The sequence below is a fragment of the Streptomyces lydicus genome, from assembly GCF_001729485.1.
GTDB classification, from domain to species: Bacteria; Actinomycetota; Actinomycetes; order Streptomycetales; family Streptomycetaceae; genus Streptomyces; species Streptomyces lydicus_D.
The window spans coordinates 1,769,724-1,793,848 of the sequence record NZ_CP017157.1 but is presented as its reverse complement, the minus strand read 5'-3'; the positions used below and the strand labels follow the sequence as shown (position 1 = coordinate 1,793,848).

The window sequence follows — 24,125 nt, the reverse complement described above, 5'->3', positions numbered from 1 at the left end:
TCAGCGCAGGTGCGAGGTGTCGTTCAGCAGCCGCAGTGAGGCGTTGCCGTCCGCGTAGTACGCGACCGCGGACAGCGAGGCCGCGGACAGCTCCATCCGGAACAGCGACTCGGGCGGGGCGCCCAGCGCCAGCCGGACCAGCGTCTTGATCGGCGTGACGTGGGTGACCACCAGCACCGTCCGGCCGGTGTGACGGGCGAGGAGCTTGTCGCGGGCGACGGCGACCCGGCGGGCGACCGCTTCGAAGGACTCGCCGCCCCCGGTGGGCGCGACCGCGGCCGAGGCGAGCCAGGCGTCGAGGTCGTCGGGGAAGCGTTCGCGCACCTCGGCGAAGGTCAGCCCCTCCCAGGCCCCGAAGTCCGTTTCGCGCAGGCCCTCTTCGAGGCGGACCTCCAGACCGAGCCGGGCCGCGACCGCCTCGGCGGTCTCCCGGCAGCGGCGCAGCGGTGAGCTGACGACGGCCTGGATCGTGCCCCGGGCGGCGAGCGCGGCGCCGGCCGCCTCGGCCTGGCGCCGGCCGGCGGGCGAGAGTTCGGGGTCGGTGCCGCCGCTGCCGGAGAACCGCTTCTGGGCCGTCAGCGCGGTCTCGCCGTGCCGCAGCAGGACGAAGGTCGCCGGCGCACCGAGGTCGGGCGCGCCCCAGCCGGGGGCCGGCGCCTCGGCCACCTCGGGCGCCTCGGCTGCCTCCGCGGCCTCGTCGGCGGCCCGGGCGGCGGCGCTGCGGGCCGGTGCGGCGGCCGTGTCGAGCGCCGCCCGGGAGTTCCGCGGCTCCCACTGCTTGCCGTCCCTGCCGGCGTCCATCGCCTCGTTGGCGAGCCGGTCGGCGTGCTTGTTCTGCGCCCGCGGGATCCACTCGTAGCTGACCTGCCCGGGCGGGAAGACCGCGCGGGCCTCGGCGGCCAGCGGCTTCATGTCCGGGTGCTTGATCTGCCAGCGCCCGGACATCTGCTCGACGACCAGCTTGGAGTCCATGCGCACCTGGATGCGCGCCTCCGGATCGAGCGCGCGCGCCGCACGCAGGCCGGCCACCAGGCCCTTGTACTCCGCGACGTTGTTGGTCGCGGTGCCGAGGAACTCGGCGGCCTCGGCCAGTGCCTCACCCGTCTCCGGGTCGAGGACGACCGCGCCGTAGCCGGCCGGCCCCGGGTTGCCCCGGGACCCGCCGTCCGCCTCGACGATCAGCGTGCGCGGCACGGCCTACAGGCCCGAGTCGGGCGTCCGGACCAGGATCCGGCCGCAGTTCTCGCACCGTACGACGGCGTCGGCGGCGGCCGCCCGGACGTCGTTGACCTCGGTGATGTTCAGCTCCAGGCGGCAGCCCTCGCAGCGACGCTGGTAGAGGCGGGCCGCGCCGACGCCGCCCTCCTTGGCGCGGATGCGGTCGTAGAGCTTCAGCAGGTCCGCCGGGATGTCGCCGACGGTCAGCTCGCGCTCCTTGGTGACCGTGCCGACCTCGGCGTCGATCTCGCTGGTGGCGGCGTTGCGGCGGGCGACGGCGTCGTCGACCTTGGCCTGGATGGCCTCCACCCGGGCGGTCAGCTCGGCGACCCGCTCCTGGGCGCTCTCGCGACGCTCCATGACCTCCAGGACGACGTCCTCCAGATCACCCTGGCGCTTGGCCAGCGAGGCGATCTCGTGCTGGAGGTTCTCCAGGTCCTTGGGGGAGGTGACGGCGCCGGAGTCGAGGCGCTTCTGGTCGCGGGCGGCGCGCTGGCGCACCTGGTCCACGTCCTGCTCGGCCTTGGTCTGCTCGCGGGAGGTGTCGCTCTCCTCGGTCTGCGCAGCGACGAGCAGGTCGCGCTGCTGGGTGAGGTCGGCCTCCAGGGTCTGCAGCTCGGCCAGCTCCGGGAGGTTGTTGCGCCGGTGCGCGAGCTGGGTGAGCCGGACGTCGAGTGCCTGGACGTCGAGAAGGCGGATCTGGTCGGCGGGCGCGGCGTTCAGCGGGGGGCTCCTGTGGTGTGCGTCGGGGTGAAGAGGGGGGTGGACGCCGCGTGGGCGGTCCAGGGGTCGGTGACCGTACGGGAGACGTGCGTGCGCAGTCCCCAGCCGTGCCGGTCGGAGACCGCGTCCAGCTGGGCCGCGGCCTGTTCGCACCACGGCCATTCGGTCGCCCAGTGGGCGGCGTCGAGCAGCGCCAACGGGCTGCCACCGGTGTGCTGGGTGGCCTCGGAGGCCGGGTGGTGGCGCAGGTCGGCGGTGAGGAAGGCATCCGCACCGGCGGCCCGCACGTCGTCGAAGAGGCTGTCGCCGGAGCCTCCGGAGACCGCGACGGTGCGGATCTCCCGCTCCGGGTCGCCGGCCGCACGGATGCCCTGCGCGGTGGCGGGCAGGCGGGCCGCGGCGTACGACGCGAACTCGGCGAGCGTCATCGGGTGCGGCAGCTCGCAGATCCGGCCGAGGCCGCGACGGCCCTCCGGGTCGCTCGGGTCCGGCACCAACGGGCCGAGGATCCGCAGGTCCAGGGCGCCCGCCAGGGCGTCGGAGACGCCGGGGTCGGCGGTGTCGGCGTTGGTGTGCGCGACGTGCAGGGCGATGTCGTGCTTGATGAGGGTGTGCACGACCCGACCCTTGAAGGTCGAGGCCGCGACCGTCGTCGTACCGCGCAGATAGAGCGGGTGGTGGGTGACGAGGAGATCGGCGCCGAGCTGCACCGCTTCGTCGACGATCTCCTGGACCGGGTCGACGGCGAACAGCACACGGCGGACCTCGGCATCGGGGTCGCCGCAGACCGTCCCGACGGCATCCCACCCTTCGGCCCGCTCGGGGGGCCAGAGGGCGTCCAGCGCGGTGAGGACTTCAGACAGTACGGGCACGGAGGGAAGGTTACCCCCCAGGTGTGACGGGGCGCGGGGTCCCGGGCGGGGTGGGCCGCTCCCCCGGCCCGCCGGGGCGTGGAAGCCCCGCGGATCGACCGGCGCGCGGTCGGCCGCGGAGCCGTCCCCGCGGTTACCCCGGCGAAGTCACCCGGGTCACCTCCGCCCACCGTTGAAGGTCGCATCACAGCCACCCCACCCGCCACCGGGGAACCGCGCCTTCGCCACCCTTATGCGTGAAGTGCGGCAACTCGCGTTGATCGGCCGGAAGTACGAAAACTAGCTTCGTGCCAACTGGAGGTGACCACGCGATGACGATGTGTGCCCACGAGGACACCGCGGCGCCGGGCGGCCCGCGCCGCACGGCGCTGACGATCGCCGCCGACGGCTCGTACGCCGCCCGGCTCGCCCGGCACCACGACGCCGCCGGGAGCCGGTTCCCGGAGCGCTGGACGCTGGGCGGACCCGAGCCGTACGCCGTACCGCTGCCGGGCAGCCAGCCCGAGGAGCCGGACAGCGAACTGCTGCCCCTCACGGACGGCCGGGTCCTGATCCTGCGCCGGGTCGCCGACCGCTTCACCCTCTCCCTGCTCTACCCGACGGGCCCCGGGACCGGCGAACTCCTGCTGGGCACCGTCGCGGTGCCCGAACTGACCCTGCTGCCGCCCGCCCCCGGCGGCGGACTCGGCTACGCGCTGGCACCCGGGGAGCAGCGCACCGGCCTGTGGCTGGTGCACGGCGGCGCGGACGGGCCCGAGCGGATCGCCGAGGTCCCGGGCCGCTGCACGGGCGGCGCCTGGCTGGACCGCGGCGGCCGACTGCTCGCGCTGGACCGGGAGTTGGACGGCCGGACGAAGACGGTGGTGGTCGACCTGGAGCGGGGCGGCGAGACCGGTCCGCTGCTCCAGATCACCGCGGAGAGCAACGACCGGCTGCTGCTCGCCGACCCGGACAGCGGGCTGCTACTGGTCCGGTCCGACGCCCCCGGGCACGACCGGCTCGGCTGGGGCGTCCTGGGGAGCAGCCTGCCGGTGCGCTTCCCGGACTGCCTGCGGCCGGCCGGCCTCGCCGCCGGGAACCCCGTCGCCCTGACCCCGTTCGCCGTCCAGCCGGGCCAGCTGCTCGCCCCGGAGAGCTGTGCGGTGGCGTTCCGGGTGGACGCGGCGCACGGCACCTGGCTGGGCGTCTGGCGCCCCTCCGGGCGGGGACTGCGGCAGCTGCCCGCCCCGGCCGGGTGGCTCGCGGGCGCCGGCCTGTGGACGGCGGGCGGCACCCTGCTGCTGCCGTACGCGACGGACGCGGAGCCGTGCGGCGTGGCACGGATGGCCATACCGCTGGCACCGGTGGCACCGGTGGCGCGCAGGGAGCCGGCAGGGCCGACGGGCCCGGCGGGGCGTCGGGAGCCGGCGGGGGCGGCCGGGCGCGCGGAGCCGACGGGGGCGGCCGGGCGGCCGGGCGGCGGTCCCTCCCGGGCAGGCACCCCGCACGGCGGGGGGATTGTCCCGGATACAGGGGAAATCGACAACCGCTCCACACCATCTGCACATCCGAAGGCCGCCGCGACGGAACCGCGCCGCGCCTCCGCGCATCCTCGAATGTGCAGGCCAGTGCCCCTGCAGCAGGCGCCTCTGGCGGCCCGGTAGACCCGGTGGAGCGTGATTTTCGACCCCGTTAGACTTTCGGGTGGGGGCTGCGCAGCCGGTTGACCGGCCACCGATCCAGTGCCGCTCGGGTCAGCCTTGGCGGCCGTCGGGCGAGGTCCTGACGCGTAAAGCTGTAAGCGATCTGACGGAGTGACTCTTTTCATGTCCGAAGCCCGAACCGACACGACCCAGGCGCGCCCTCAGGAGGCATCCGCCCAGGCCGCCGAGGCCGCAAGCTCCGGCAGGCACCGTGGCCCGGCTGCCGCGGAGGAGTCCGACTCCGCCGCGCACGGCCGGCACCGCCGTGACAAGCAGCCGCAGGGCGCCTAGGAGCGTCGCCGGCGGCCGCTGACCGCCGGGAGCAGCGACGACACGGCCGTGGCCGCCACACCGTCCGGTGACGGTGTGGCGGCCACGGCCGTTGTCGCGGGACGGGTCGCGCGGCTCAGTCGTGCTTGAGGCCGAGCACCTCGGCCGCCGCGAAGGTCTCGTTCGGCGGGCGCTGCGCGTAGTACGGGGTCAGCAGGGCGTCCAGCTCCTCGAAGCTGAACACGTCCTTGGCGGTGTCGAACTTCGCGGCGATCCGCGGGCGTTCCGCGACGGCCACCATGCCGCCGTGGACGACCAGCAGCTGGCCGTTGACGCCGGCCGCGGCCGGCGAGGCCAGGTAGCCGACGAGCGGCGCCACATGCTCGGGCGCGAGCGGGTCGAGCGTGCCGTCCTGCGGTTCCGCGAAGCCGGCGAAGACGTCCTCGGTCATCCGGGTGCGGGCCCGCGGGCAGATCGCGTTGGCGGTCACGCCGTACTTGGCCAGCGCCAGCGCCGTGGACGTGGTCAGGCCGACGATGCCGCCCTTGGCCGCCGCGTAGTTGGGCTGGCCCGCGGAGCCCGCGAGGAACGCCTCCGAGGAGGTGTTGATGATCCTGCCGTGCACCGGGCCGCCGGCCGCCTTGGCGCGCTCGCGCCAGTGGGCTGCGGCGAAGTGGGTGGTGTTGAAGTGGCCTTTGAGGTGGACGCGGATGACCGTGTCCCACTCCTCCTCGGTCATCGAGAACACCATCCGGTCCCGCAGGATGCCGGCGTTGTTGACCAGGACGTCGAGCCGGCCGTACGTGTCGAGCGCCAGCTGGACCAGCGCCCGCGCCTGTTCGTGGTCGGCCACGTCACCGAGGTGGGCGACGGCCTCGCCGCCGGCCGCGCGGATCTCGGCGGCGACCCCCTCGGCGGGTGCCGCCGAGGCGTCCCCCGAGCCGTCGCGGCCCGGCCGGCCGTAGTCGTTGACCACCACGCGGGCGCCGAGCCGGGCGAGTTCCAGGGCCTCGGCGCGGCCCAGGCCCCGTCCGGCGCCGGTGACGATCGCGGTCAGGCCCTCCAGCGGCTGTGCCATGTCTGTTCCGTCCTCTCGGTGTCCGCGCGCCCGGCCGGCCGGTCCGCCCGGCCGCCGCGCCCCGGTCAGATCTCTATGCAGGTGCGCAGCGCGGTGCCGGACCGCATCTGGTCGAGCGCGTCGTTGATCTCGGCGAGCCGGACGCGATGGGTGATCAGCCCTTCGAGGTCGATCCGGCCGGCCCGCCACAGGGCGATGGCGCGCTCGTAGGAGCGCAGGACGTCCCCGCCGCCGTACAGGGACGGCAGGATCCGCTTCTCGTCGAAGAACAGCTCGAACATGTTCACCTGGAAGGTGTCGTCCATGGCGCCCGCGCCGACCACGCACAGCGTGCCGCCGCGCCGGGTCGTCTCGTAGGCGGTGCGGGCGGTGGCGGACTTGCCGACCACCTCGAAGACGTAGTCGAAGCCCTCCCCCGCGGTGATCCGGGCCTTGGCGTCGGCGAGTTCCTCGGGCGCGACGGCCTCGGTGGCGCCGAAGCGCAGCGCGGCCTCCCGCCGGGCGGGCACCGGGTCGACGGCCACGATCTGGGCGGCGCCGCAGGCCCTGGCGCCCTGGATGGTGGAGATACCGACGCCGCCGCACCCGATCACCGCCACCGAGGAAGCGGCCGCCACCCGGGCGGTGTTGAGGGCCGCGCCGAGGCCGGTGGTGACGCCGCAGCCGATCAGCGCGGCGATCTCGTAGGGGACGTCGTCCGGGATCGGCACGGCGCAGTTGGCCGCGACCACGACCTCCTCGGCGAACGTGCCGGTGCCGGCGAAGCCGAAGACGTCGCCACCGGGCCGCTTGAAGTTGGGCGTGCCGGCGTTCAGGAATCCGGCCAGGCACAGATGCGTCTGGCCGCGTTTGCAGGCCGGACAGTCGCCGCAGGCGGGCAGCCAGCACATCAGGACGCGGTCGCCGGCGCTGAGGCCGGTGACGCCGTCGCCGACATCGAGGACCTCTCCGGCGCCCTCGTGCCCGGGGACGAAGGGCGCCGGCTGCGGCAGCACCCCGTTCATCGCCGAGAGGTCGGAGTGGCACAGTCCGGTCGCCCGGATCCGGATCCTGACCTTGCCGGGTCCGAACCCCACCGCCTCGACGTCGTCGAGCACCTCCAGCTTGTCCTGACCCGTCTCGTGCTGTACGGCTGCGCGCATTCCCGGCTCCTCCCACGACGACCAGCTGTGCTCGATGACCAGTTGTGCCCGACGACGGCCGGCCGTGTCCGGCGACCAGCCGTGCCCGACGGCTAGCTGTGCCCGACGACTAGCTGTGCTCGACGACGGTGTCCGCCAGGACCGGCGCGTCGTCGCGCCCGGGAGCGGTGACCGACACCTGGATCCGGCCGGGCTCGCGCCACAGGCGGAGGCGGAGCGTCTCGCCCGGGAAGACCACCCCCGCGAACCGGGTGGCGTACGACCGCACCCGGGCCACCTCCCCGCCGAGCACGGTGTCGACCACGGCCTTGAGCGTCACCCCGTACGTGCACAGCCCGTGCAGGATCGGCCGGTCGAACCCCGCCAGCCGGGCGAACTCCGGGTCGGCGTGCAGCGGGTTCCAGTCACCGGAGAGGCGGTAGAGCAGCGCCTGGTCCGCGCGGATGTGCCGTTCGGTGGTCAGGTCGGGGGCGCGGTCGGGGAGTTCGAGGCGGGCGGAGGGGCCGCGGTCGCCCCCGAAGCCGCCCTCGCCGCGGACGAAGATCTGGGTGTCGCAGGTCCACAACGGGCCGTCCGCGTCGGCGACTTCGGAGCGCAGCACGATGACCGCGGCCTTGCCCTTGTCGTAGACGGCCGGGACGGTCGAGGTCTGGGTGGCGCGGCCGCGCACGGGGAGGGCGCGGTGCACGGTGACGGTCTGGCCGCCGTGCAGGACGGCCGCGAGGTCGACGTCGATGCCCGGGGCGGAGAGCCCGCCGGCCAGCGCCATGCCCCCGCCCGCGACGGTCGCGAAGCTGGGCAGGACGTGCAGGCCGCTCTCCAGGGTGTAGCGCAGTTCGTCCGGGTCGGTGGCGGGCTGCGGCTTCTCCGGGGTGGCCGCGCCGGCGCCGATGCCCAGGTGGTAGAGCTGGACGTCCTTGTGGTCCCAGGCGAGTTCGGTGGTCCGCGGCTCGGCGGAAGTGGCCTTGACGGCGTCGATGGGCATGTAGCGGGCGCTCCTTCACCACGGCGGAAGACCCCGGCCCGGCCGTCCGCACCGTCGACCGTGCCGGGGTCGTTTCTGGTCGGCGCGGCCGCGCTCCGGCAGCGCTGCGGGTGCCGCGGCGGGCACCCGGCACACTTCTAGAACGCGTTCTAGCCGATGGCGTCATGTATAGCCGATCCGTCCGGCACCCGGAAGACCCCCTGACGCTTTGTCAGATACGCGTCCGGGCGGCGGGCCGATGACATTTGTCAGGGGGGATCCTCCACTTTCGCACCTACCTCGCACCGGCAACGCTCCGTAGCGTCGTGGACAGGAAACGACCGGAGGGGCGGGACATGGAACCGGCAGCGACACGGAGGAACGGTGTGGGTGGGGCGGGCGGCGGGACGGCCGTCACCTTCCGCGGTGTGACGCGGAGTTACGGCGGGGTGCGCGCCGTCCAGGGGCTGGACCTGGACATCGCCGCCGGCGAGACGGTGGCCCTGCTCGGCCGCAACGGCGCCGGCAAGTCCACCACCCTGAACATGCTGCTGGGGCTGCAGCCGCCGAGCACGGGGACGGTGCGGCTGTTCGGCGGCACACCGGAGTCCGCCGTACGGGCGGGCCGGGTGGGCGCGATGCTCCAGGACGGCAAGGCCGTCCCGCGGGTCACCGTGCGCGAGCTGATCACCTTCGTCGCCGCCACCTACCCCGCGCCCATGGACGTCACCGAGACCCTGGAGCTGGCGGGCCTGGCCGAGTTCGCGGGGCGGCGGGTGGACCGGCTGTCCGGCGGGCAGGCCCAGCGGGTCCGCTTCGCGGTGGCGCTGGCCGGCAACCCCGAACTGCTGGTGCTCGACGAGCCGACCGCGGCCCTGGACGTCGACGCGCGCCGGACGTTCTGGCGCGCCATGCGGGGCTACGCCCGCCGCGGCAACACCCTCGTGTTCTCCACCCACTATCTGGAGGAGGCGGACGACCACGCGGACCGGATCGTGGTGATCGACGGCGGGCGGGTGGTCGCCGACGGCAGCAGCGAGGCACTGAAGCGGCGCACCGGCGGCTCGCTGGTCTCCTTCGACCTCCGGGGCGCGCCGAGCGCCCCGCTGCCGGCGCTGCCCGGCGTGCGCGCCGTGGAGATACGGGGTGACCGGGCCCTGCTGCGGACGGCGGACTCCGACGCCACCGTCGTCGCGCTGGCCGGGCTCGACCTCGTGCACGGCCTGCAGGTCACCCCCGCCAGCCTGGAGGACACCTTCCTCGCCCTCACCTCCGGCGGCACGACCGGCGCCGCCACCGCGGAGCCCGCCGCCGGAGCCGCCGCCGAGTCCGCCGCCACCGCGTCCGCGAAGGAGACCGTGTGATGCTCGACTACGTCCGCCTGGAGGTCCGCCGCACCCTGCGCGACCGGGGCTTCGTCATCTTCGGCATCGGGATGCCGGTGCTGATGTACCTCCTGATGACCAACATCGGCACCGGCCCCGGCGGCGCCGCCATGGAGTGGAAAACCGCGTCGATGGTCGGGATGGCCGCGTACGGGGCGCTGGGCGCGGCCCTCGGCACCGGCACCGGCGTGGCGGAGGACAAGCAGCTGGGCTGGCTGCGGCAGCTGCGGATCACGCCGATGGGCCCGGTGCGCGTCGTGGTGGGCCGCGGGCTGACCGGATCGGTGACGGTGCTGCCGGCCCTCACCGCCGTCCTGCTGGTGGGCGCGCTGGTCAACGGGGTGCGGATGGCCGCCTGGCAGTGGGCCGCGCTGGCCGCGCTGCTGTGGATCGGCACCGCGCCGTTCACCCTCCTCGGGCTCGGCAACGGCTACCGCCTGTCCGCCCAGTCGACGGGCGTGGTCAACACCGGCTGCATGCTGCTGCTCTCGATCATCGGCGGGCTGTGGTTCCCCGCCGAACTGTTCCCCGGCTGGCTGCGCACGCTGTCCGCCTGGACGCCCGGCAACCGCTTCGCCGAGCTCGGGCAGAGCGTCACCCAGGGCGGCGCCCCGGGCCTCGGCGCGGTGGCGGTGCTGGCCGCCTGGATGGCACTCTTCGGCGGTTACGCGGTGTACGCGTACCGCCGGGCCGCACGGACGGCGTGACGACGATGACGCAGACCTGGGAAGCAACGGTGACGGACAGAGAGCGGCAGGGGCCGGGAAGCCCGGGCCCGGGGACCACGAGCGGCGCCGAGGGCGACCCGTGCGCGTCGAAGGGGCGGGTCAGGGACCGGAAGGGGCCGGGCAAGTACGCCTTCCTGCCCTGGCTGCTGATGGGCATGGGTGCCCTCTCCAACGTCGTCCAGGGCAAGACGGACCACCCCTGGCTCGGCGGCCTGGGCCTGCTCGCCTTCAACTCCCTCTACATCAGCGTCGTCTGGTCGTCGTTCAACCCCCGGCTGCGCGACTCCCGCCGGCCGCTGGTCGCCCTGGGCCTGCTGACCGCCGTCACCTTCGCCATCGCGCTCGGCTTCGGCGGCAGCTGGTTCCTGTTCTTCCCGCTGCTCTCGCTGGCCTCCGGCACGGTCCGGGCGCTGCGCGGCAAGAAGCTCGCCCTCTGGCTGATCGCGCTCAGCGGTGCCGCCGGCTATCTGAACGGCTGGCGGCACGGCGACCCCGGGGGGTCGTTCGGCATCGGCTACGGCACGTTCCTGTCCGGCATGGTGACGGCCACCGTCCTCAGCCTCTTCGACACCATCCAGGAGCTGGACGCCACCCGGCAGGAACTCGCCCGCAGCGCCGTGGAGAAGGAGCGGCTGCGGTTCTCCCGCGACCTGCACGACCTGCTGGGCCACACGCTGTCCGTCGTGGTCGTCAAGGCCGAGGCGGTCCGGCGGCTCGCGCCGCGCGATCTGGACGCGGCGCTCGCCCAGGCCGCCGACATCGAGGCGGTCGGCCGGCAGGCGCTGACCGAGATCCGCGAGGCGGTCACCGGCTACCGCGAGGGCAGCCTGACCACCGAACTGGACCGGGCCCGTTCGGTGCTGGAGGCGGCCGGCATCGAGCCCGTGGTGCGCCAGGCCGGGCCGCCGCTGCCGCCGCAGGCCGGCGCGCTGCTCGGCTGGGTGGTCCGCGAAGGGGTCACCAACACCGTGCGGCACAGCGGCGCGACCCGCTGCGAGATCGACGTGCACGCCGACGACGAGCGGGTACGGCTGACGATCACGGACGACGGCCGCGGTCCCGTAAGCTCCGGTGCTGACCCGGCAGCCGGCTCCGGACTGGCCTGGCTCCGCGACCACGTCCCCGGACGCGGCGGCGCGGCGGCCGACCGCGAGGAACCGGACGGCGGCAACGGCGGGCCCACCGATCCGGCGGCGGACGGCGCGGGCGGCACCGCGGACACCGCCGCGGGCCGCGCGGGGCCGGTCGGCGGCACCGGCCTGAAGGGGCTGACCGAACGGCTGGCCGCGGCGGGCGGCACACTGCGCGCCGGGGCCGACGGCCGGCGCGGCTTCCGCGTCACGGCCGAACTTCCGGTCGGCACGGGCGACAGGACGGACACGGAGGAGTTGACCAGGTGATCAAGGTCCTGCTGGCGGAGGACCAGGGGATGATGCGGGGCGCGCTGGCGCTGCTGCTCGACCTGGAGGAGGACATGCAGGTCGTGGCGCAGGTCGGGGCGGGCGATCAGATCGTCGCCGCCGCGCTGGACGCCCGTCCCGACATCGCCCTCCTCGACATCGAACTCCCCGGCCGCAGCGGCCTGGACGCCGCGGCCGATCTGCGCGCGCAGCTGCCGTCGTGCAAGGTGCTGATCGTGACGACGTTCGGCCGGCCCGGCTATCTGCGTCGCGCCATGGAGGCCGGCGCGTCCGGTTTCCTGGTGAAGGACGGCCCGGTGGAGGATCTCGCGGCGGCGATCCGCCGGGTGCTCGCCGGGGAGCGGGTGATCGACCCCGGACTGGCCGCGGCGGCGCTGAGCGCCGGCCCCAACCCGCTGACCCAGCGCGAACGCGACGTCCTCACGGCGGCGGTGGACGGCGCCACGGTCGCCGACATCGCCGGCAAGCTCCACCTCTCGCAGGCCACCGTCCGCAACTACCTCTCGTCGGCCATCGGCAAGACCGGCACCCGCAACCGCATGGAGGCGGTACGGGCCGCCCGGCAGAACGGCTGGCTGTGACGACGCGGACGGCGGGCCGCACGGCAGCGGGTGCGCCCGCCCACCGCGCGGCGGCCGGCGCCTCCCGCGCCGGCCGTCGCACCGCGGGCCCCGCCCGCGGCACCCGCTAGTGCACGGTGTCCACCCGCCGCCTCGGCAGGGCGACGACCATCAGCAGGATGGCCGCCAGCAGCACCAGCGAACCGACGTGGAACGCCAGGCCGTAGCCGGCCGCCCGGGCCGCGGGGCCGTGCCCGGCCGCGATGCGGGAGGCGGCGACGGTGGACAGCACCGACAGGCCCAGCGCACCGCCCATCTGGCGGGAGGTGTTGATCAGGCCGGAGACCAGACCCTGGTCCGCCGGGTCCGCCCCTGAGGTGGCGATGGCGGCGACCGGCGTCGCCGTCAGGCCGGCGCCCAGCGCCATCAGGACGCCCGGTCCGAGGATCGTGCCGAGGTAGGTGCCGTGCACGTCCATCGTGCCCTGCCAGGCCATGCCGGCCGCGGAGATCACCGCGCCGGAGACGGCCAGGGTCTTCGCGCCCACCCGGTTCATCAGCCGCGGCCCGATCTTGGAGCCGAGGACGATGCACAGCGAGTGCGGGATGAAGGAGAGGCCCGCCTGCAACGGCCGGTAGCCCAGCACGTTCTGCACGTACAGCGACAGGAAGTACCACATCGAGAACATCGCCGCGCCGGCCAGCACCATCGCCCCGTTCGCGGAGGACACCGACCGCAGCCGGAAGAGCGCCAGCGGCATCAACGGCGCCTTGGAGCGCGCCTCGACGGCGAGGAAGACGGCGATCACGAGCAGCCCGGCGGCCAGCGGCAGCAGCGCCGAGGACGAGGCCCAGCCGTCCGTCTCGGTCCGCACGATCCCGTACGCCACCAGCCCCAGGCCGCCGGTCACCAGCAGCGCGCCGGGGACGTCGAGCCGCCGCGCGGCGCCCTGTCGGCTCTCGGTGAGCCACAGCACCGCGCCGAGCAGCACCACCGCGCCGACCGGCACGTTGATGAGCAGCACCCAGCGCCAGGACAGGTACTCGGTGAGCACCCCGCCGACCAGTCCGCCCACCGCGCCACCGCCGGCGCCGACCGCCGTCCAGGTGGCGATGGCGCGGGTACGGGCCGGGCCGACCGGGAACGACGTGGTGAGGATCGTCAGGGTGGCCGGGGAGAGCACGGCGGCGCCGACTCCCTGGACGGTGCGGGCCGCGATCAACTGCCAGGGCTGCTGGGCCAGTCCGCCGCCCAGGCTCGCGACGGTGAAGAGCGCCAGGCCCAGCACGAAGATCCGCTTGCGGCCGAAGAGATCGGCGGCCCGGCCGCCGAGCAGCATGAAGCCCGCGAAGGTGATGACGTAGGCGTTGACGATCCACTGCAGGCCGAGTTCGCTCAGGCCCAGCCCGGCGCGTACGGCCGGCAGCGCCACGTTCACGACGGAGACGTCCAGGATGACCAGGAACTGACCGGCGCAGACCAGCAGCATGACCAGCCAGGCCGGCGCGGCCGTTCGGCGCGGGGTTCCGGACAGGGTGGCGGGCGTGGCTATCGGGGGCATGCCGACCATGCTCGCACCGGCCGCTTCCGTCCCGCATCGGGATATCGGTGCATCCGGCACCTGACCGGGGTCCTAGACGAGTAAGTCCGAAGCCCTGGTCAGTGGTCGTAGGCGATCAGTGATCGTGTGATCGGTGTTCCGGTGGCCCGGTTGTGCCAGATCGCGGCGGTGAGAGCGAGGATGCGTTGTCCGACGCGGGCCAGGACTCCGGCTGGGGTTCTGGCTCCGTGGCGTTCGAGGTCGAGCTGGCCTTTGAGGGTGTCGTTGACCGACTCGATCAGCTGCCGGATCGGTTTGAGGAGGTGCTCTCCTGGCCGGGGCTTCTTGTTGCGGTAGCTGGGCCGCAGCAGGGTCAGGCCGTGTTGGGCCATGAAGGCGTCGAGGTGCTTGGAGACGTAGCCCTTGTCGCCGATAACCGTCTGCCCGGGGCGGGTGGCCAGCAGGTCGGCGTCCTGGGTGAGCATGCCTGCGAGGACTTCGCGTTCGTCCGTCTTGGGGTTGGCCAGAGCCCAGGCGATCGGTAGTCCACCAGGTGTGCAGATCAGGTGCAGGCGCAGGCCCCAGAAGAACCGTGAGTGCGAGGGACAGTAGGAGTAAGCGGCCCAGCCGGCCAGGCCGGAGCGTTTGACGGTGGGGCGTGAGCGGGCGCATTCCACGGGTGTGGAGTCCACGATCCATACGTCGTCGTGCCACAGATCCGTGTCGCGGGCGAGGGTGCGAATGAAGCGGCCGAGCAGGGTGTTCGCGGCCCGCAGGCGCTTGTTGTAGCCGGACTGTTCGGGCAGGTAGGGGAACTCGGCCGCCAGATGGGTGCGGGCGAACCGCAGCCAGCGGGCCTCGGAGACGAAGCCGAGTACGGCCTGCATGACCGCGAGCGTCAACAGTTCGGCATCCGTCAGCCTCGGTGGACGCCCTGTCCGCCGCGTTCCTGCCAGAGAGTCATCGATCCTCACGTACAGTGCAGTCGCGAGGGTCTCCAGGTTTGTCGTCACAAACGAACCAACGAGACCCTCGCTTCATGCGCCCGAAGACTTCGGACTTACTCGTCTAGGGCGGGCCCTAGGACCAACGACGGAGGGCACGGGCGGAGTTGGCGGCGGACGGGTCCGGCGGTCCGGCTCACACCTCGGCGCCCGCGTAAGTGCCCCTACTTGGGTACGAACCGGTCGACCAGGAGCGCGAGGCGGTCGGGGACCCGGTCGGCGGGCAGGCGGCCGGCGCGGGTGAGGGTGACCAGCCCGTGCAGCGCGGCCCAGAACGTCTCGACGAACAGCCCCGGCTCATCGGGGTGCGCGTGGCCGACGAGCGGATCCAGCAGCGCGCCGAACGCCTCCCGCAGCGGGGCGGGCGTGGCCTCGTCGGCGAAGGGGAGGCCGTTGTCGAGGCTGAACATCGCGTCGTAGAGGGCGGGATTGTCCGCGGCGAAGCCGGTGTAGGCACGAGCCAGGGCGGCCACCGCCTCCCGTCCCGCGGGCCCCTCCGCCACCGCGCTGCGCAGTGCGGTCGTCAGCTCGGCGAACCCCTCCAGCGCGACCGCCCCCACGATCTCCCTCTTGCCGCGGAAGTGGCCGTAGAGCACGGGCTGGCTGTACTCGATCTGCGCGGCGAGCCGGCGGGTGGTGACGGCGTCCCACCCCTGTGCCTCGGCGAGCTCCCGGGCCGTGGAGACGATCAGCCTGTGGCGCTGGGCCCGCTCGCGTTCCTTGCGTTCACGTACCGACATGGATTGATTCTAGCACCGCTAGACAACAGAGCGATGACACGCCTAGCATCGAACTTGAATCTAGCGCCGCTAGAATCGACTCCCTGGGAGGGGACATGCTGGACGTACTGACCGTCGTCACGGTCGTCGTGGTGGGGCTCATGGTGGGTGTGGAGTTCGCGGTGGCGGTGTTCGTCAATCCGATCCTGGACCGGCTCCCGAACGACGGCGGTCTCGACGCCCGCAGCGACGGGGCACGGATCCTCGGCCGGGTCATGCCGTTCTGGTACATCGGCTCGGTCGTCCTCGGCGCGGCGTGGGCCGTACTGGGCCGCGGCGGCCCGGGCACGCCACTCGTCATCGCGGGCACCGCACTGCTCGTACTGAGCGTGGTGATGTCGGTCCTGCTGCTCGTGCCGATCAACTCGCGCGTCGCGACCTGGTCCCACAAAGGCGTCCCCGCGGACTGGAAGCAGCAGATGAGGCGGTGGGACCGCTTCCACTACGTCCGCGTGGGCGTCATCGTGCTCGCCTTCACCCTGTTCGTCGTCGCCCTGGTCTAGCGGGCGCACGGGACGGGGCGGGTGCGGGCCCCGGCCAGGCCGCGCCCCTGCCCCACCCGCCCGGCTTCCGGTGTCAGTGGCTTTCCCTAAGGTGTCAGCGCTGTTGAGGGACGTCAGCGGGAGGAGCGGGAGGAGCGGGCGATGGGTGCCAGTGGCTGGAAGTACGTCACACCGTTCAGCATCGAGGACTACGGGACGCTGCGCCCGCTGGCACCCCAGCGCCCCGCGCTCCACTTCGGCACCGACCGCCCCACGCCCGGCCAGTTCGAGGAGGCACTCGGCCGGGACCGAGCGGCCGTCGGACTTCCACCCGGCCGCGCGGAGCGGCTTTTTGACGAGTGCGGTATGCGGTGGACCGGCAGGTACGTCGCGCTGTACACCGGCGATGCCCCCACCCACCTGGGGGTTTTCGGCTTCTCGGGCGACTGAGCCGCGCCGTCGGGCGGACGGCTCACCTCCGGAGGAGGGTCACCACCGCCGCCCCGCCCAGTCCGATGTTGTGGGCGAGGCCGACCCGGGCGTCGGGGACCTGGCGGTCGCCGGCCGTACCGCGGAGCTGCCAAACGAGTTCGGCGGCCTGGGCCAGGCCCGTCGCGCCCAGCGGGTGCCCCTTCGAGATCAGGCCGCCGGACGGATTGACCACCCAGCGGCCGCCGTAGGTGGTGGCCCCGTCGGCGACCAGCTTTCCCGACGCGCCGTCCGGGCACAGGCCCAGCGCCTCGTACGTCAGCAGCTCGTTGATGGAGAAGCAGTCGTGCAGTTCGATGACGTCGACGTCCTCGATGCCGAGGCCGCTCGCCGCGTACGCCTGCAGGGCGGCGGCTCGCGACATCGGTTTGCCGACGACGTCGATGCAGGAGCCGGCGCTGAAACTGTCCTCCGTATCGGTCGTCATGGCCTGGCCGGCGATCTCCACCGCCCGGTCCGCCAGGCCGTGTTCGCGGACGAACCGCTCGGAGGCGACGACCGCCGCGGCCGCGCCGTCGGAGGTCGGTGAGCACTGCAGCTTGGTCAGCGGCCGGTGGACGGTCCGGGCGGCGAGCACCTCCTCGACCGTGTGGACGTCCCGGAACTGCGCGTACGGGTTGTGCGCGGAATGCCGGTGGTTCTTGGCGCCGACGGCGGCGAGCTGCTCGGCGGTGGTGCCGTGGCGCTCCATGTGCTCGCGGGCCGCGTTGCCGAAGATCTGGGCGGTGGGCGGGGTCCGCTCGAAGCCGTGGGCGGCCGCCATCACCCCGTAGTGGCGGGCCACCGGCGAGGTCGCGAAGTCCCCGCCGTCCGCACCGCCGCCCAGCGCGCCACGCCGCATCTTCTCGAAACCGAGCGCCAGCACGCAGTCGTCGATGCCCGCCTCGACGAACTGCCGCGCCATCATCAGCGCGGTCGAGCCGGTCGCGCAGTTGTTGTTGACGTTGTAGACGGGCACGCCGGTCAGGCCCAGTTCGTAGACGGCGCGCTGACCGGCCGTCGAGGGCTGGAAGCAGTAGCCGGCCACCACCTGCTCGACGGCCTCGTAACCGGTCCCGGCGTCCGCGAGGGCCGCGCCGCCCGCTTCCTTCACCATGTCCCAGTACTGCCAGGCGCGGGTCTCGGGCTTCTCGAACGCGGTCATGCCCACACCGACGATGTATGCCTTGCCGGCCATGCGGTCCTCCAGAACGGTCAGCGCGGAACGAACAACGGGAAACGGGGAGCGGGGAGCGGGGCACCGGGTGGGGGCGGGGTCAGATCAGGGGGCGGGGCTCCGGGTCGCGGGGCAGGCCGAGCAGCCGCTCCGCCACGACGTTGCGCTGCACCTGGGTGGTGCCGCCGGCGATGGTCAGACAGCGCGACATCAAGAAGCCGTGCAGCGCCCGCTCACCGGCCCCTTCGCGCACCGCGCCGGCCGGGCCGAGCAGCTCCAGCGCCAGCTCGGCGACCTTCTGCTGGTGCGGGGTCTGCACCAGCTTGCGGATGCTCGCACCGGCGCCCGGCTCCAGCCCCGACACCTGCCGGAGCGTGGTGCGCAGCCCGATGCAGCCCAGGGCGTGCGCCTCGGCCGCCAGCCCGCCCACCTTCGTCAGCAGCCCCTCCGGGTCGGACCCCGCCCGCACCGGCCCGTCCGGCGCGGCGACCCGTTCGACGATCGCCTCCAGGCCGGTGTCGAAGGTCAACTGGTCGGCCATGTGGACGCGTTCGTTGTCCAGCGTGGTGCGGGCCACCTGCCAGCCGTTGTGCACCGCACCGACCACCGCGTCGGCCGGCAGCAGCACGTCGTCGAAGTAGACCTCGTTGAAGAGCTCCTCCCCGGTGATCTCCTTCAGCGGGCGGACGTCGATGCCGGGGCTCGCCATGTCGACGACGAAGAACGTCAGCCCCTGGTGCTTGGGCGCGTCCGGGTCGGTACGGGCCAGCAGGATGCCGTGGCCGGCCCACCGGGCGGCCGAGGTCCACACCTTCTGGCCGTTGACCCGCCAGCCCCCGCCCCCGACGCGTTCGGCGCGGGTCCGCAGCGACGCCAGGTCGGAGCCCGCCCCGGGCTCGGAGAACAGCTGGCACCACCGCAGTTCGCCGCGCAGCGTCGGCTCCAGGAAGCGCTCCTGCTGGGCCGGGGTGCCGTGGGCGATCAGCGAGGGCACCACCCAGGTGGCGATGCCCAGCTCGCTGATCCGCACCCCGGCGGCCGCCAACTCCTGCTGGATCGCCAGCTGCTGGACGGGGTCGGCGCCCAGCCCGTAGGGCCTGGGGAGGTGCGGGGCGGCGTAGCCGGTGGGGGCGAGCCGGCGGCGTACCGCGGCGGGGTCCAGGCCGCGGACCGGGTCGATGACGGCCCGGGCGTCGGCGCGGTACCGGTCGGCCTCGGCGGGCAGTTCCAGGCGCAGCGCGCGCCGGACGCCGTCCGCGGCGAGGCGGGCGGCGCGCCGCCGGTGGACGTCGCCGCCGCCGAGCAGCTGGCGGGCCACCAGTGCCCGGCGCAGGTGCAGATGGGCGTCGTGCTCCCAGGTGAAGCCGATGCCGCCGAGGATCTGGATGCAGTCCTTGGCGCAGCTGAAGGCGGCGTCCAGGGCGGTGGCGGTGGCGAGCGCGGCGGCCAGCCCGCGGGGGCCGGGCGGCTCGTGCGCCGCGCGGGCCGCGTCCCAGACCAGGGCGCGGGCCTGCTCGCAGCGTACGAGCATGTCGGCACAGAGGTGCTTGACGGCCTGGAACTGGCCGATGGGGCGGCCGAACTGCTCGCGTACGGTGGCGTGTTCGGTGGCGGTGGCGAGCGCCCAGGCGGCCGTGCCGCAGGACTCCGCGGCGAACAGCACACCGGCCAGGTCCTGGACGAGGGTGCCGTCGAGGTCCAGCAGCCGTTCGCCGGGCACCCGGACGCCGTGTGCGACGACCTCGGCGGTGGGCCGGGTCGGGTCGGCGCTCTCCTGGACGCGTACCGCCAGTGCCTCGGCGTCGACGGCGAGCCACACCGTTTCGGTGGGTGCCTCGGCGGCCAGCACGATCAGGTCCGCGTCGGCACCGGCGAGGACCGGCGGCGCGGTGCCCTCCAGGACGTAGCCGTCGGCGGCCTCGACGGCGGTGAGCGTGCCCGGGCCGAGTGCGACGGCGCCGACGAGTTCGCCGGTGGCGAGGGCTCGTGCGAGAGTCCGGGCGCCGGCGCGGTGCAGCAGCGCGGCGGCGAGGGTGGTGGGCAGGCAGGGGCCGGGGAGCGCGGCGCGGCCCAGCTCCTCCAACACCACGGCGAGGTCGAGGAGGGTGCCGCCGCCTCCGCCGTCGGCCTCGGGGAGGTGCAGGCCGAGCAGGCCCTGCGCGGCGAGGGCGTTCCAGTGGGCGGGGCGCCCGTGCCGGCCGGGCGCGGCGTCGAGGAGTGTGCGCACCTCCTCGGGCGGCACGGTCCGGGCGGCCCATCCGGCCACCGCTTCGGCCAGGTCGCGTTGCTCCTGCGTGATTCCGATGCCCATGCGAGGCAGACTAGAACACGTTCCAATCTGACGGAAGGTCAGCTGCGCATGCGATGTGGGCCGGGCGGATGCGGGCGGTCCGGTGAATTCCACCCGACTCCCCCACTCGACGCCCCCCCTCGCGCATTCCTCGCTTTCGCCGCATCCACGGAAACGGCCGCCGTGAAAAGCGGAGGCGCGGAACGCACGTAAGGAAGCGGCGGAAAGTGGAAGGGGGCGAAGAAAACGACGGAAGTGAAGGAAGTGAAGGAAGGAAAGCGAGGGATGGAAAATTCACTCCCGCCCCGATAGTCCCCTTCGCATCATGAGCCCATCTCGCGCCCATCTGGCGGCCATCTCCTGCCCACCACAAGTCCGGCAAGCCCGTCGCCCGCACACCACAAGCCACCGCCGCATCCATATTCGCTCGCGCCACCCACGCACCACGCGTCCCACCCGATACGGCACGATGAGCCATCCGACCGCACCACCAGGAGGAAGCCCATGTCCGGTCCCACGGCTCCGTCCGCTCCGAAGCCGGAGATACTCGCCGCGTTCGAGGCGGCGAAGGGCTTCATGCCCGTGGACGAGGGGCTCGCGCTGTACGCGGCGGCGGCCGAGGCCGCGGCGCTGGGGCTGCCGCTGGTGGAGGTCGGCACCTACTGCGGCCGGTCCACGATCCTGCTCGCGGACGCCGCGCGGGAGGCCGGGGTGATGGCCGTCACCGTCGACCACCACCGGGGCAGCGAGGAGCAGCAGCCCGGCTGGGACTACCACGATCCGGACGTCGTGGACCCGGAGGTCGGCCGGATGGACACCCTCCCCACCTTCCGCCGCACGCTGCACGCCGCCGGCCTGGAGGACCAGGTGATCGCCGTGGTGGGCCGCTCGCCGCAGGTCGCGGCGGTGTGGCAGACGCCGGTGGGGCTGGTCTTCATCGACGGCGGGCACACCGACGAGCACGCGAGCGCCGACTACGAGGGCTGGGCACCGCATGTCGCGCCCGGCGGCCTGCTGGTGATCCACGACGTGTTCCCCGACCCGGTCGACGAATGGACGGGCCAGGCCCCGTACCGCATCTACCGCAGGGCCCTGGAGTCCGGCGCCTTCACCGAGATCTCGGCGCACCGGTCGCTGCGCGTCCTGCGGCGCAGCGGGCCCGATACCTGAGGCGGCTACGATCGCGAACGTGTCGAACGGCAGTACTTTCCCCCCGCACCGCCGCCTGCGCGGCACCCTGCTCCTCGTCCTGGCGGCCGTGGTGGTCGTGAGCCTGGGGGGCTGGCTGCTGTGGCGGGCCTGGGGTGACGGTGGTCCGCCGGGGGCCGGGCGGCCCGCGGCGGGCGGGTCGTCGGACGCGGCCGCCGGCGGGTCCGACGGCAAGAAGGGCGCCGGTTCCGACGGTACGGCGGCTCCGGGCGACCGCCTCAAGGGCAGGACCGTGCTGCTCGACCCGGGGCACAACCCGCACAACCGCGATCACGGCCGGGAGATCGGCCGGCAGGTGGACATCGGCACCGGGCGCAAGGAGTGCGACACCACCGGCACGGCCACCGACGACGGCTACGCCGAGGCGTCCTTCACCCTGGACGTCGCCCGCCGCGCCCGCACCCTCCTGCAGCACGAGGGCGCCAAGGTGATCTTCACCCAGGACGGCGACCGCCCCTACGGGCCGTGCGTGGACGAGCGGGCGGCCGCCGGGAACAAGGCGCACGCCGATGCCGCGGTCTCGATCCACGCCGACGGCTCGGCGGCCGGCAACCGCGGCTTCCACGTGATCCTGCCCGCACGCGTCTCCGCCGGCCCGGCCGACACCTCCGCGATCGTCGGCCCCGCGCGGAAGCTGGGCGAGCGACTGGCCGGCCGGTTCGCCACGGCAACCGGAAGCGCCCGGTCCAATTACATCGGCGGCGGCACCGGACTCGACACCCGCTCCGATCTCGGCGGCCTCAACCTCTCGCACGTACCGAAGGTGTTCATCGAGTGCGGCAATATGCGCGATCCGAAGGACGCCGCGCAATTGACCGACGCCGGGTGGCGGGAAAAGGCGGCCCGGGGGATCACCGCGGGCATTACGGACTTCTTGACGCGCTGACCGCACCCCCGCACCGGATCCGATACACCCGCGGTTCCACCTCCCCGACGGTTCCGGGACCGGTTCTCCCGCGGCGTCCGACAGCACGCCGAAACGAACCCGACGGCCCGCCGGATTCGGCGGCGGGTTCCCCTTTACGATGGGTGCCCACCGCCGTGCCTCGCACCGCGCGCACCGCGACAGCGACGACCAGACCCGCGAAAGAGACAAAGGACCCTTACGTGAACATCCGCTCCCTCACTCGAGGCGACGGCGTGGTGATCGGAGCAGCGGTGTTGCTGTTCATCGCCTCGTTCCTCTCCCTCACCGGCGCCCCGGACTGCTCCGGCCCGTACGCCAAGTACTGCGAGGCCCAGGACTACAGCGGCATCAACGCCTGGGACGCGCTGTCCACGCTCATGAGCGTGTACCTGGCCGGAGTGATCGGCGCGGCGCTCGTCGTCCTCAGCCGTGCGCTGCCGCAGCCGCGCAAGGTCGCCGGTCTCGACCTCGGCCAGTTCGGTGTCGCCCTGACCGTCTTCGCGGCGTGGACGGCGTTCTGGACCCTCATCGACGCCAACAGCGCGGGCGCGGGCCTGATCATCGGCCTGATCGCGGCGCTGGTGCTGGCCGGCGGCGCGGTCGCCGGACCGCTGGTCCCGGCGCTGAAGCCGGCCCTGATCGGCGCCCCCAAGCCGCAGGCCGCCCCGTACGGCGCGGGCCCCAACCCGGGTTACGGCTACCCGGGCGCCCAGCAGCAGGCGGGCGGTTACGGCTACCCGGGCGCGCAGCAGCAGCCGCAGCCGCAGGCCGGGCAGACGCACGGTCAGCAGGTCCCGGCCGAGGCGACGGCCGGCGGCGCGGCGGGTGCCGCCCCGGCGGCCGGCGGCGCGCCGGAGTTCGCACCGTTCTGGTTCGCGGTGCCCGTGGCGCGCCCGCTGTACGGCGAGGACGGTTCGCCGTCGCCGATCGCCGAACTGGCGCCCGGCACCTGGTACCTCGCGGTGGAGCAGCGCGGTCAGGCCCTGATCGCGCAGACCCAGGACGGCCGGCGCGGAGTCCTTCAGGACACCACCGGCATCCAGCGCGGCTGACCCGCACGCGGGCCGAACGGCCCGGCGGTCCTTCTCCGGCCCCTCGCCCTCCACGGGCGGGGGGCCGTTGCCATGTCCGCGGCCCGGTCGTACAGTCGCCGCACACACGGCATCTGACGCACCGTCAGCACGTGCACCGTCCGGGAGGGGCGATCGGCATGCGACTCGGCCTGGCACTGGGCTACTGGGGCCGCGGCCCCGACCCCCGGCACCTCGATCTCGCCCGCGAGGCCGAGCGGCTGGGCTACGACTCGGTGTGGACCGCGGAAGCCTGGGGGTCGGACGCCTTCACCGCGCTGACCTGGATCGCCGCCCACACCTCCCGCATCCGGCTCGGCACCGGCATCGCGCAGATGGCCGCCCGCACCCCCACCGCCACCGCGATGCACGCCCTCACCCTCGACCATCTCTCCGGTGGCCGGCTGCTGCTGGGCCTGGGGCTGTCCGGGCCGCAGGTCGTCGAGGGGTGGTACGGGCGGCCGTTCCCCAAGAGCCCGCTGACCGCCACCCGCGAATACGTGGACACGATCCGTCAGGTGCTGCGCCGCGACGGCCCGGTGCAGGTGGACGGGCTGTTCCATCCGCTGCCCTACCGCGGCGCGGACGGCACCGGTCTGGGCAAGGCGCTCAAGCCGATCACCCACCCGCTGCGGGCCGGGATCCCGCTCCTGCTGGGCGCCGAGGGCCCCAGGAACATCGCCCAGACGACCCGGATCGCGGACGGCTGGCTGCCGCTGTACTGGTCTCCGCAGCGCACCGGCGTCTACCGGGACGCGCTGGCCGACGCCCCGCCGGGCTTCCTGATCGCACCCATGGCACGCGCCGTGGTCTGCGACGACGTCGCCGAGGGGCTGCTGCCGGTGAAGGCGATGCTCGGCTTCTACATCGGCGGGATGGGCGCCGCCGCCAAGAACTTCCACGCCGACCTGATGGCGCGGATGGGCTTCGCGGAGGAGGCCCGGCGGGTGCAGCGGCTCTTCCTCGAAGGCCGCAGGGAGGAGGCCGTACGCGCCGTGCCGGACGCCTTCGCCGACGAGATATCCCTGGTCGGGCCGCGCGAACGGATCGCCGAGCGGCTGGCGTTGTGGCGCGCGGGCCCGGTCACCGACCTGCTGGTCACCGCACCGGACCCGCAGACGCTACGGGTGCTGGCCGAGCTGAACTCCTGACCGCG

23 protein-coding genes are annotated in these 24,125 nt (G+C 73.7%); 12 read left to right on the top strand and 11 right to left on the bottom strand.

Features of this window, described 5'->3' with window-relative positions; all coding sequences use genetic code 11:
• The 3 genes from SL103_RS07715 to SL103_RS35805 are packed head-to-tail and all read right to left on the bottom strand — an operon-like array spanning nt 1 to nt 2,813.
• Nucleotides 1-1,194, bottom strand: a complete 1,194-nt coding sequence (locus SL103_RS07715) for a bifunctional RNase H/acid phosphatase (RefSeq protein WP_069567998.1) — start codon at nt 1,192-1,194, stop codon at nt 1-3.
• Nucleotides 1,195-1,197: 3 nt separating this feature from the next.
• The gene (locus SL103_RS07710) at nt 1,198-1,941 is read right to left on the bottom strand and encodes a zinc ribbon domain-containing protein (RefSeq protein WP_208870024.1); all 744 of its coding nucleotides are present in this window, start codon (nt 1,939-1,941) and stop codon (nt 1,198-1,200) included.
• Complete coding sequence (locus SL103_RS35805; RefSeq protein WP_079145619.1) at nt 1,938-2,813, bottom strand: Nif3-like dinuclear metal center hexameric protein; 876 nt, start codon at nt 2,811-2,813, stop codon at nt 1,938-1,940. Before SL103_RS35805 ends, SL103_RS07710 begins: the two co-directional genes overlap by 4 nt.
• A 311-nt stretch (nt 2,814-3,124) precedes the next feature.
• On the opposite strand from SL103_RS35805, the gene SL103_RS07705 reads away from it, so the two are divergent.
• The gene (locus SL103_RS07705; protein ID WP_069567996.1) at nt 3,125-4,456 is read left to right on the top strand and encodes a hypothetical protein; all 1,332 of its coding nucleotides are present in this window, start codon (nt 3,125-3,127) and stop codon (nt 4,454-4,456) included.
• 162 nt (nt 4,457-4,618) lie between these two features.
• Nucleotides 4,619-4,786 (top strand): hypothetical protein, encoded by a 168-nt coding sequence (locus tag SL103_RS37685; protein ID WP_164492768.1) that lies wholly within the window; start codon nt 4,619-4,621, stop codon nt 4,784-4,786.
• Between the two features lie 115 nt (nt 4,787-4,901).
• Here the strand turns inward: SL103_RS37685 and SL103_RS07700 are convergent, their stop codons facing one another.
• From SL103_RS07700 to SL103_RS07690, 3 genes are all read right to left on the bottom strand, one after another.
• Nucleotides 4,902-5,843 (bottom strand): 3-oxoacyl-ACP reductase, encoded by a 942-nt coding sequence (locus SL103_RS07700; protein WP_069567995.1) that lies wholly within the window; start codon nt 5,841-5,843, stop codon nt 4,902-4,904.
• A 65-nt stretch (nt 5,844-5,908) separates the two neighbouring features.
• A complete protein-coding gene (locus SL103_RS07695) occupies nt 5,909-6,985 on the bottom strand; it encodes a Zn-dependent alcohol dehydrogenase (protein ID WP_069567994.1) in 1,077 nt (358 codons plus the stop codon).
• A 109-nt stretch (nt 6,986-7,094) separates the two neighbouring features.
• On the bottom strand, nt 7,095-7,970 hold the full coding sequence (locus SL103_RS07690; protein ID WP_069567993.1) for a MaoC/PaaZ C-terminal domain-containing protein: 876 nt from the start codon (nt 7,968-7,970) through the stop codon (nt 7,095-7,097).
• Between the two features lie 335 nt (nt 7,971-8,305).
• Between SL103_RS07690 and SL103_RS07685 the strand changes: the two genes are divergently transcribed.
• Genes SL103_RS07685 through SL103_RS07670 form a run of 4 tightly spaced genes read left to right on the top strand, consistent with a single transcriptional unit; the run spans nt 8,306 to nt 12,064 of the window.
• Nucleotides 8,306-9,313 (top strand): ABC transporter ATP-binding protein, encoded by a 1,008-nt coding sequence (locus SL103_RS07685; RefSeq protein ID WP_069567992.1) that lies wholly within the window; start codon nt 8,306-8,308, stop codon nt 9,311-9,313.
• On the top strand, nt 9,313-10,041 hold the full coding sequence (locus tag SL103_RS07680) for an ABC transporter permease (RefSeq protein WP_069567991.1): 729 nt from the start codon (nt 9,313-9,315) through the stop codon (nt 10,039-10,041). The genes SL103_RS07685 and SL103_RS07680 overlap by 1 nt, the downstream gene beginning before the upstream one ends.
• 5 nt (nt 10,042-10,046) lie before the next feature.
• A complete protein-coding gene (locus SL103_RS07675) occupies nt 10,047-11,462 on the top strand; it encodes a histidine kinase (RefSeq protein ID WP_069567990.1) in 1,416 nt (471 codons plus the stop codon).
• Complete coding sequence (locus SL103_RS07670; RefSeq protein WP_069567989.1) at nt 11,459-12,064, top strand: response regulator transcription factor; 606 nt, start codon at nt 11,459-11,461, stop codon at nt 12,062-12,064. The genes SL103_RS07675 and SL103_RS07670 overlap by 4 nt, the downstream gene beginning before the upstream one ends.
• Nucleotides 12,065-12,170: 106 nt before the next feature.
• On the opposite strand, the gene SL103_RS07665 is transcribed toward SL103_RS07670, so the two are convergent.
• From SL103_RS07665 to SL103_RS07655, 3 genes are all read right to left on the bottom strand, one after another.
• The gene (locus tag SL103_RS07665; RefSeq protein WP_069567988.1) at nt 12,171-13,613 is read right to left on the bottom strand and encodes an MFS transporter; all 1,443 of its coding nucleotides are present in this window, start codon (nt 13,611-13,613) and stop codon (nt 12,171-12,173) included.
• 89 nt (nt 13,614-13,702) lie between these two features.
• Nucleotides 13,703-14,596, bottom strand: a complete 894-nt coding sequence (locus SL103_RS07660) for an IS982 family transposase (RefSeq protein WP_069567987.1) — start codon at nt 14,594-14,596, stop codon at nt 13,703-13,705.
• 155 nt (nt 14,597-14,751) lie between these two features.
• Nucleotides 14,752-15,327: a TetR/AcrR family transcriptional regulator gene (locus tag SL103_RS07655; protein ID WP_069567986.1), complete on the bottom strand. Its 576-nt coding sequence runs from the start codon at nt 15,325-15,327 to the stop codon at nt 14,752-14,754.
• 95 nt (nt 15,328-15,422) lie between these two features.
• Here SL103_RS07655 and SL103_RS07650 point away from each other — a divergent pair, with 95 nt between their 5' ends.
• Nucleotides 15,423-15,869 (top strand): DUF1772 domain-containing protein, encoded by a 447-nt coding sequence (locus tag SL103_RS07650; protein ID WP_069567985.1) that lies wholly within the window; start codon nt 15,423-15,425, stop codon nt 15,867-15,869.
• Between the two features lie 141 nt (nt 15,870-16,010).
• Nucleotides 16,011-16,298: a hypothetical protein gene (locus SL103_RS07645; RefSeq protein ID WP_069567984.1), complete on the top strand. Its 288-nt coding sequence runs from the start codon at nt 16,011-16,013 to the stop codon at nt 16,296-16,298.
• A gap of 22 nt (nt 16,299-16,320) precedes the next feature.
• Here the strand turns inward: SL103_RS07645 and SL103_RS07640 are convergent, their stop codons facing one another.
• Nucleotides 16,321-17,514 carry a thiolase C-terminal domain-containing protein gene (locus tag SL103_RS07640; protein ID WP_069567983.1) on the bottom strand — a complete coding sequence of 398 codons (1,194 nt, stop codon included), beginning with the start codon at nt 17,512-17,514 and terminating at the stop codon, nt 16,321-16,323.
• A gap of 79 nt (nt 17,515-17,593) precedes the next feature.
• Nucleotides 17,594-19,804 carry an acyl-CoA dehydrogenase gene (locus SL103_RS07635; RefSeq protein WP_069567982.1) on the bottom strand — a complete coding sequence of 737 codons (2,211 nt, stop codon included), beginning with the start codon at nt 19,802-19,804 and terminating at the stop codon, nt 17,594-17,596.
• Nucleotides 19,805-20,287: 483 nt separating this feature from the next.
• Here SL103_RS07635 and SL103_RS07630 point away from each other — a divergent pair, with 483 nt between their 5' ends.
• From SL103_RS07630 to SL103_RS07615, 4 genes are all read left to right on the top strand, one after another.
• A complete protein-coding gene (locus SL103_RS07630; protein WP_069567981.1) occupies nt 20,288-20,953 on the top strand; it encodes a class I SAM-dependent methyltransferase in 666 nt (221 codons plus the stop codon).
• A gap of 19 nt (nt 20,954-20,972) precedes the next feature.
• Nucleotides 20,973-21,878 (top strand): N-acetylmuramoyl-L-alanine amidase, encoded by a 906-nt coding sequence (locus tag SL103_RS07625; RefSeq protein ID WP_079145618.1) that lies wholly within the window; start codon nt 20,973-20,975, stop codon nt 21,876-21,878.
• A gap of 221 nt (nt 21,879-22,099) precedes the next feature.
• Complete coding sequence (locus SL103_RS07620) at nt 22,100-22,951, top strand: DUF5336 domain-containing protein (protein WP_069567980.1); 852 nt, start codon at nt 22,100-22,102, stop codon at nt 22,949-22,951.
• Nucleotides 22,952-23,109: 158 nt separating this feature from the next.
• Complete coding sequence (locus SL103_RS07615; RefSeq protein WP_069567979.1) at nt 23,110-24,120, top strand: LLM class F420-dependent oxidoreductase; 1,011 nt, start codon at nt 23,110-23,112, stop codon at nt 24,118-24,120.
• Nucleotides 24,121-24,125 lie beyond the last annotated feature (5 nt).

Excerpts from the sequence above, each read along its gene's own strand:
- SL103_RS07650 (WP_069567985.1), top strand. The coding sequence starts at position 15,423 with ATGCTGGACGTACTGACCGTCGTCACGGTCGTCGTGGTGGGGCTCATG.
- SL103_RS07665 (WP_069567988.1), bottom strand. The coding sequence starts at position 13,613 with ATGGTCGGCATGCCCCCGATAGCCACGCCCGCCACCCTGTCCGGAACC.
- SL103_RS07680 (WP_069567991.1), top strand. The coding sequence starts at position 9,313 with ATGCTCGACTACGTCCGCCTGGAGGTCCGCCGCACCCTGCGCGACCGG.
- SL103_RS07695 (WP_069567994.1), bottom strand. The coding sequence starts at position 6,985 with ATGCGCGCAGCCGTACAGCACGAGACGGGTCAGGACAAGCTGGAGGTG.
- SL103_RS07630 (WP_069567981.1), top strand. The coding sequence starts at position 20,288 with ATGTCCGGTCCCACGGCTCCGTCCGCTCCGAAGCCGGAGATACTCGCC.
- SL103_RS07635 (WP_069567982.1), bottom strand. The coding sequence starts at position 19,804 with ATGGGCATCGGAATCACGCAGGAGCAACGCGACCTGGCCGAAGCGGTG.
- SL103_RS07675 (WP_069567990.1), top strand. The coding sequence starts at position 10,047 with ATGACGCAGACCTGGGAAGCAACGGTGACGGACAGAGAGCGGCAGGGG.
- SL103_RS07645 (WP_069567984.1), top strand. The coding sequence starts at position 16,011 with ATGGGTGCCAGTGGCTGGAAGTACGTCACACCGTTCAGCATCGAGGAC.
- SL103_RS07685 (WP_069567992.1), top strand. The coding sequence starts at position 8,306 with ATGGAACCGGCAGCGACACGGAGGAACGGTGTGGGTGGGGCGGGCGGC.
- SL103_RS37685 (WP_164492768.1), top strand. The coding sequence starts at position 4,619 with ATGTCCGAAGCCCGAACCGACACGACCCAGGCGCGCCCTCAGGAGGCA.
- SL103_RS07640 (WP_069567983.1), bottom strand. The coding sequence starts at position 17,514 with ATGGCCGGCAAGGCATACATCGTCGGTGTGGGCATGACCGCGTTCGAG.
- SL103_RS07700 (WP_069567995.1), bottom strand. The coding sequence starts at position 5,843 with ATGGCACAGCCGCTGGAGGGCCTGACCGCGATCGTCACCGGCGCCGGA.
- SL103_RS07705 (WP_069567996.1), top strand. The coding sequence starts at position 3,125 with ATGACGATGTGTGCCCACGAGGACACCGCGGCGCCGGGCGGCCCGCGC.
- SL103_RS07655 (WP_069567986.1), bottom strand. The coding sequence starts at position 15,327 with ATGTCGGTACGTGAACGCAAGGAACGCGAGCGGGCCCAGCGCCACAGG.
- SL103_RS07615 (WP_069567979.1), top strand. The coding sequence starts at position 23,110 with ATGCGACTCGGCCTGGCACTGGGCTACTGGGGCCGCGGCCCCGACCCC.
- SL103_RS07690 (WP_069567993.1), bottom strand. The coding sequence starts at position 7,970 with ATGCCCATCGACGCCGTCAAGGCCACTTCCGCCGAGCCGCGGACCACC.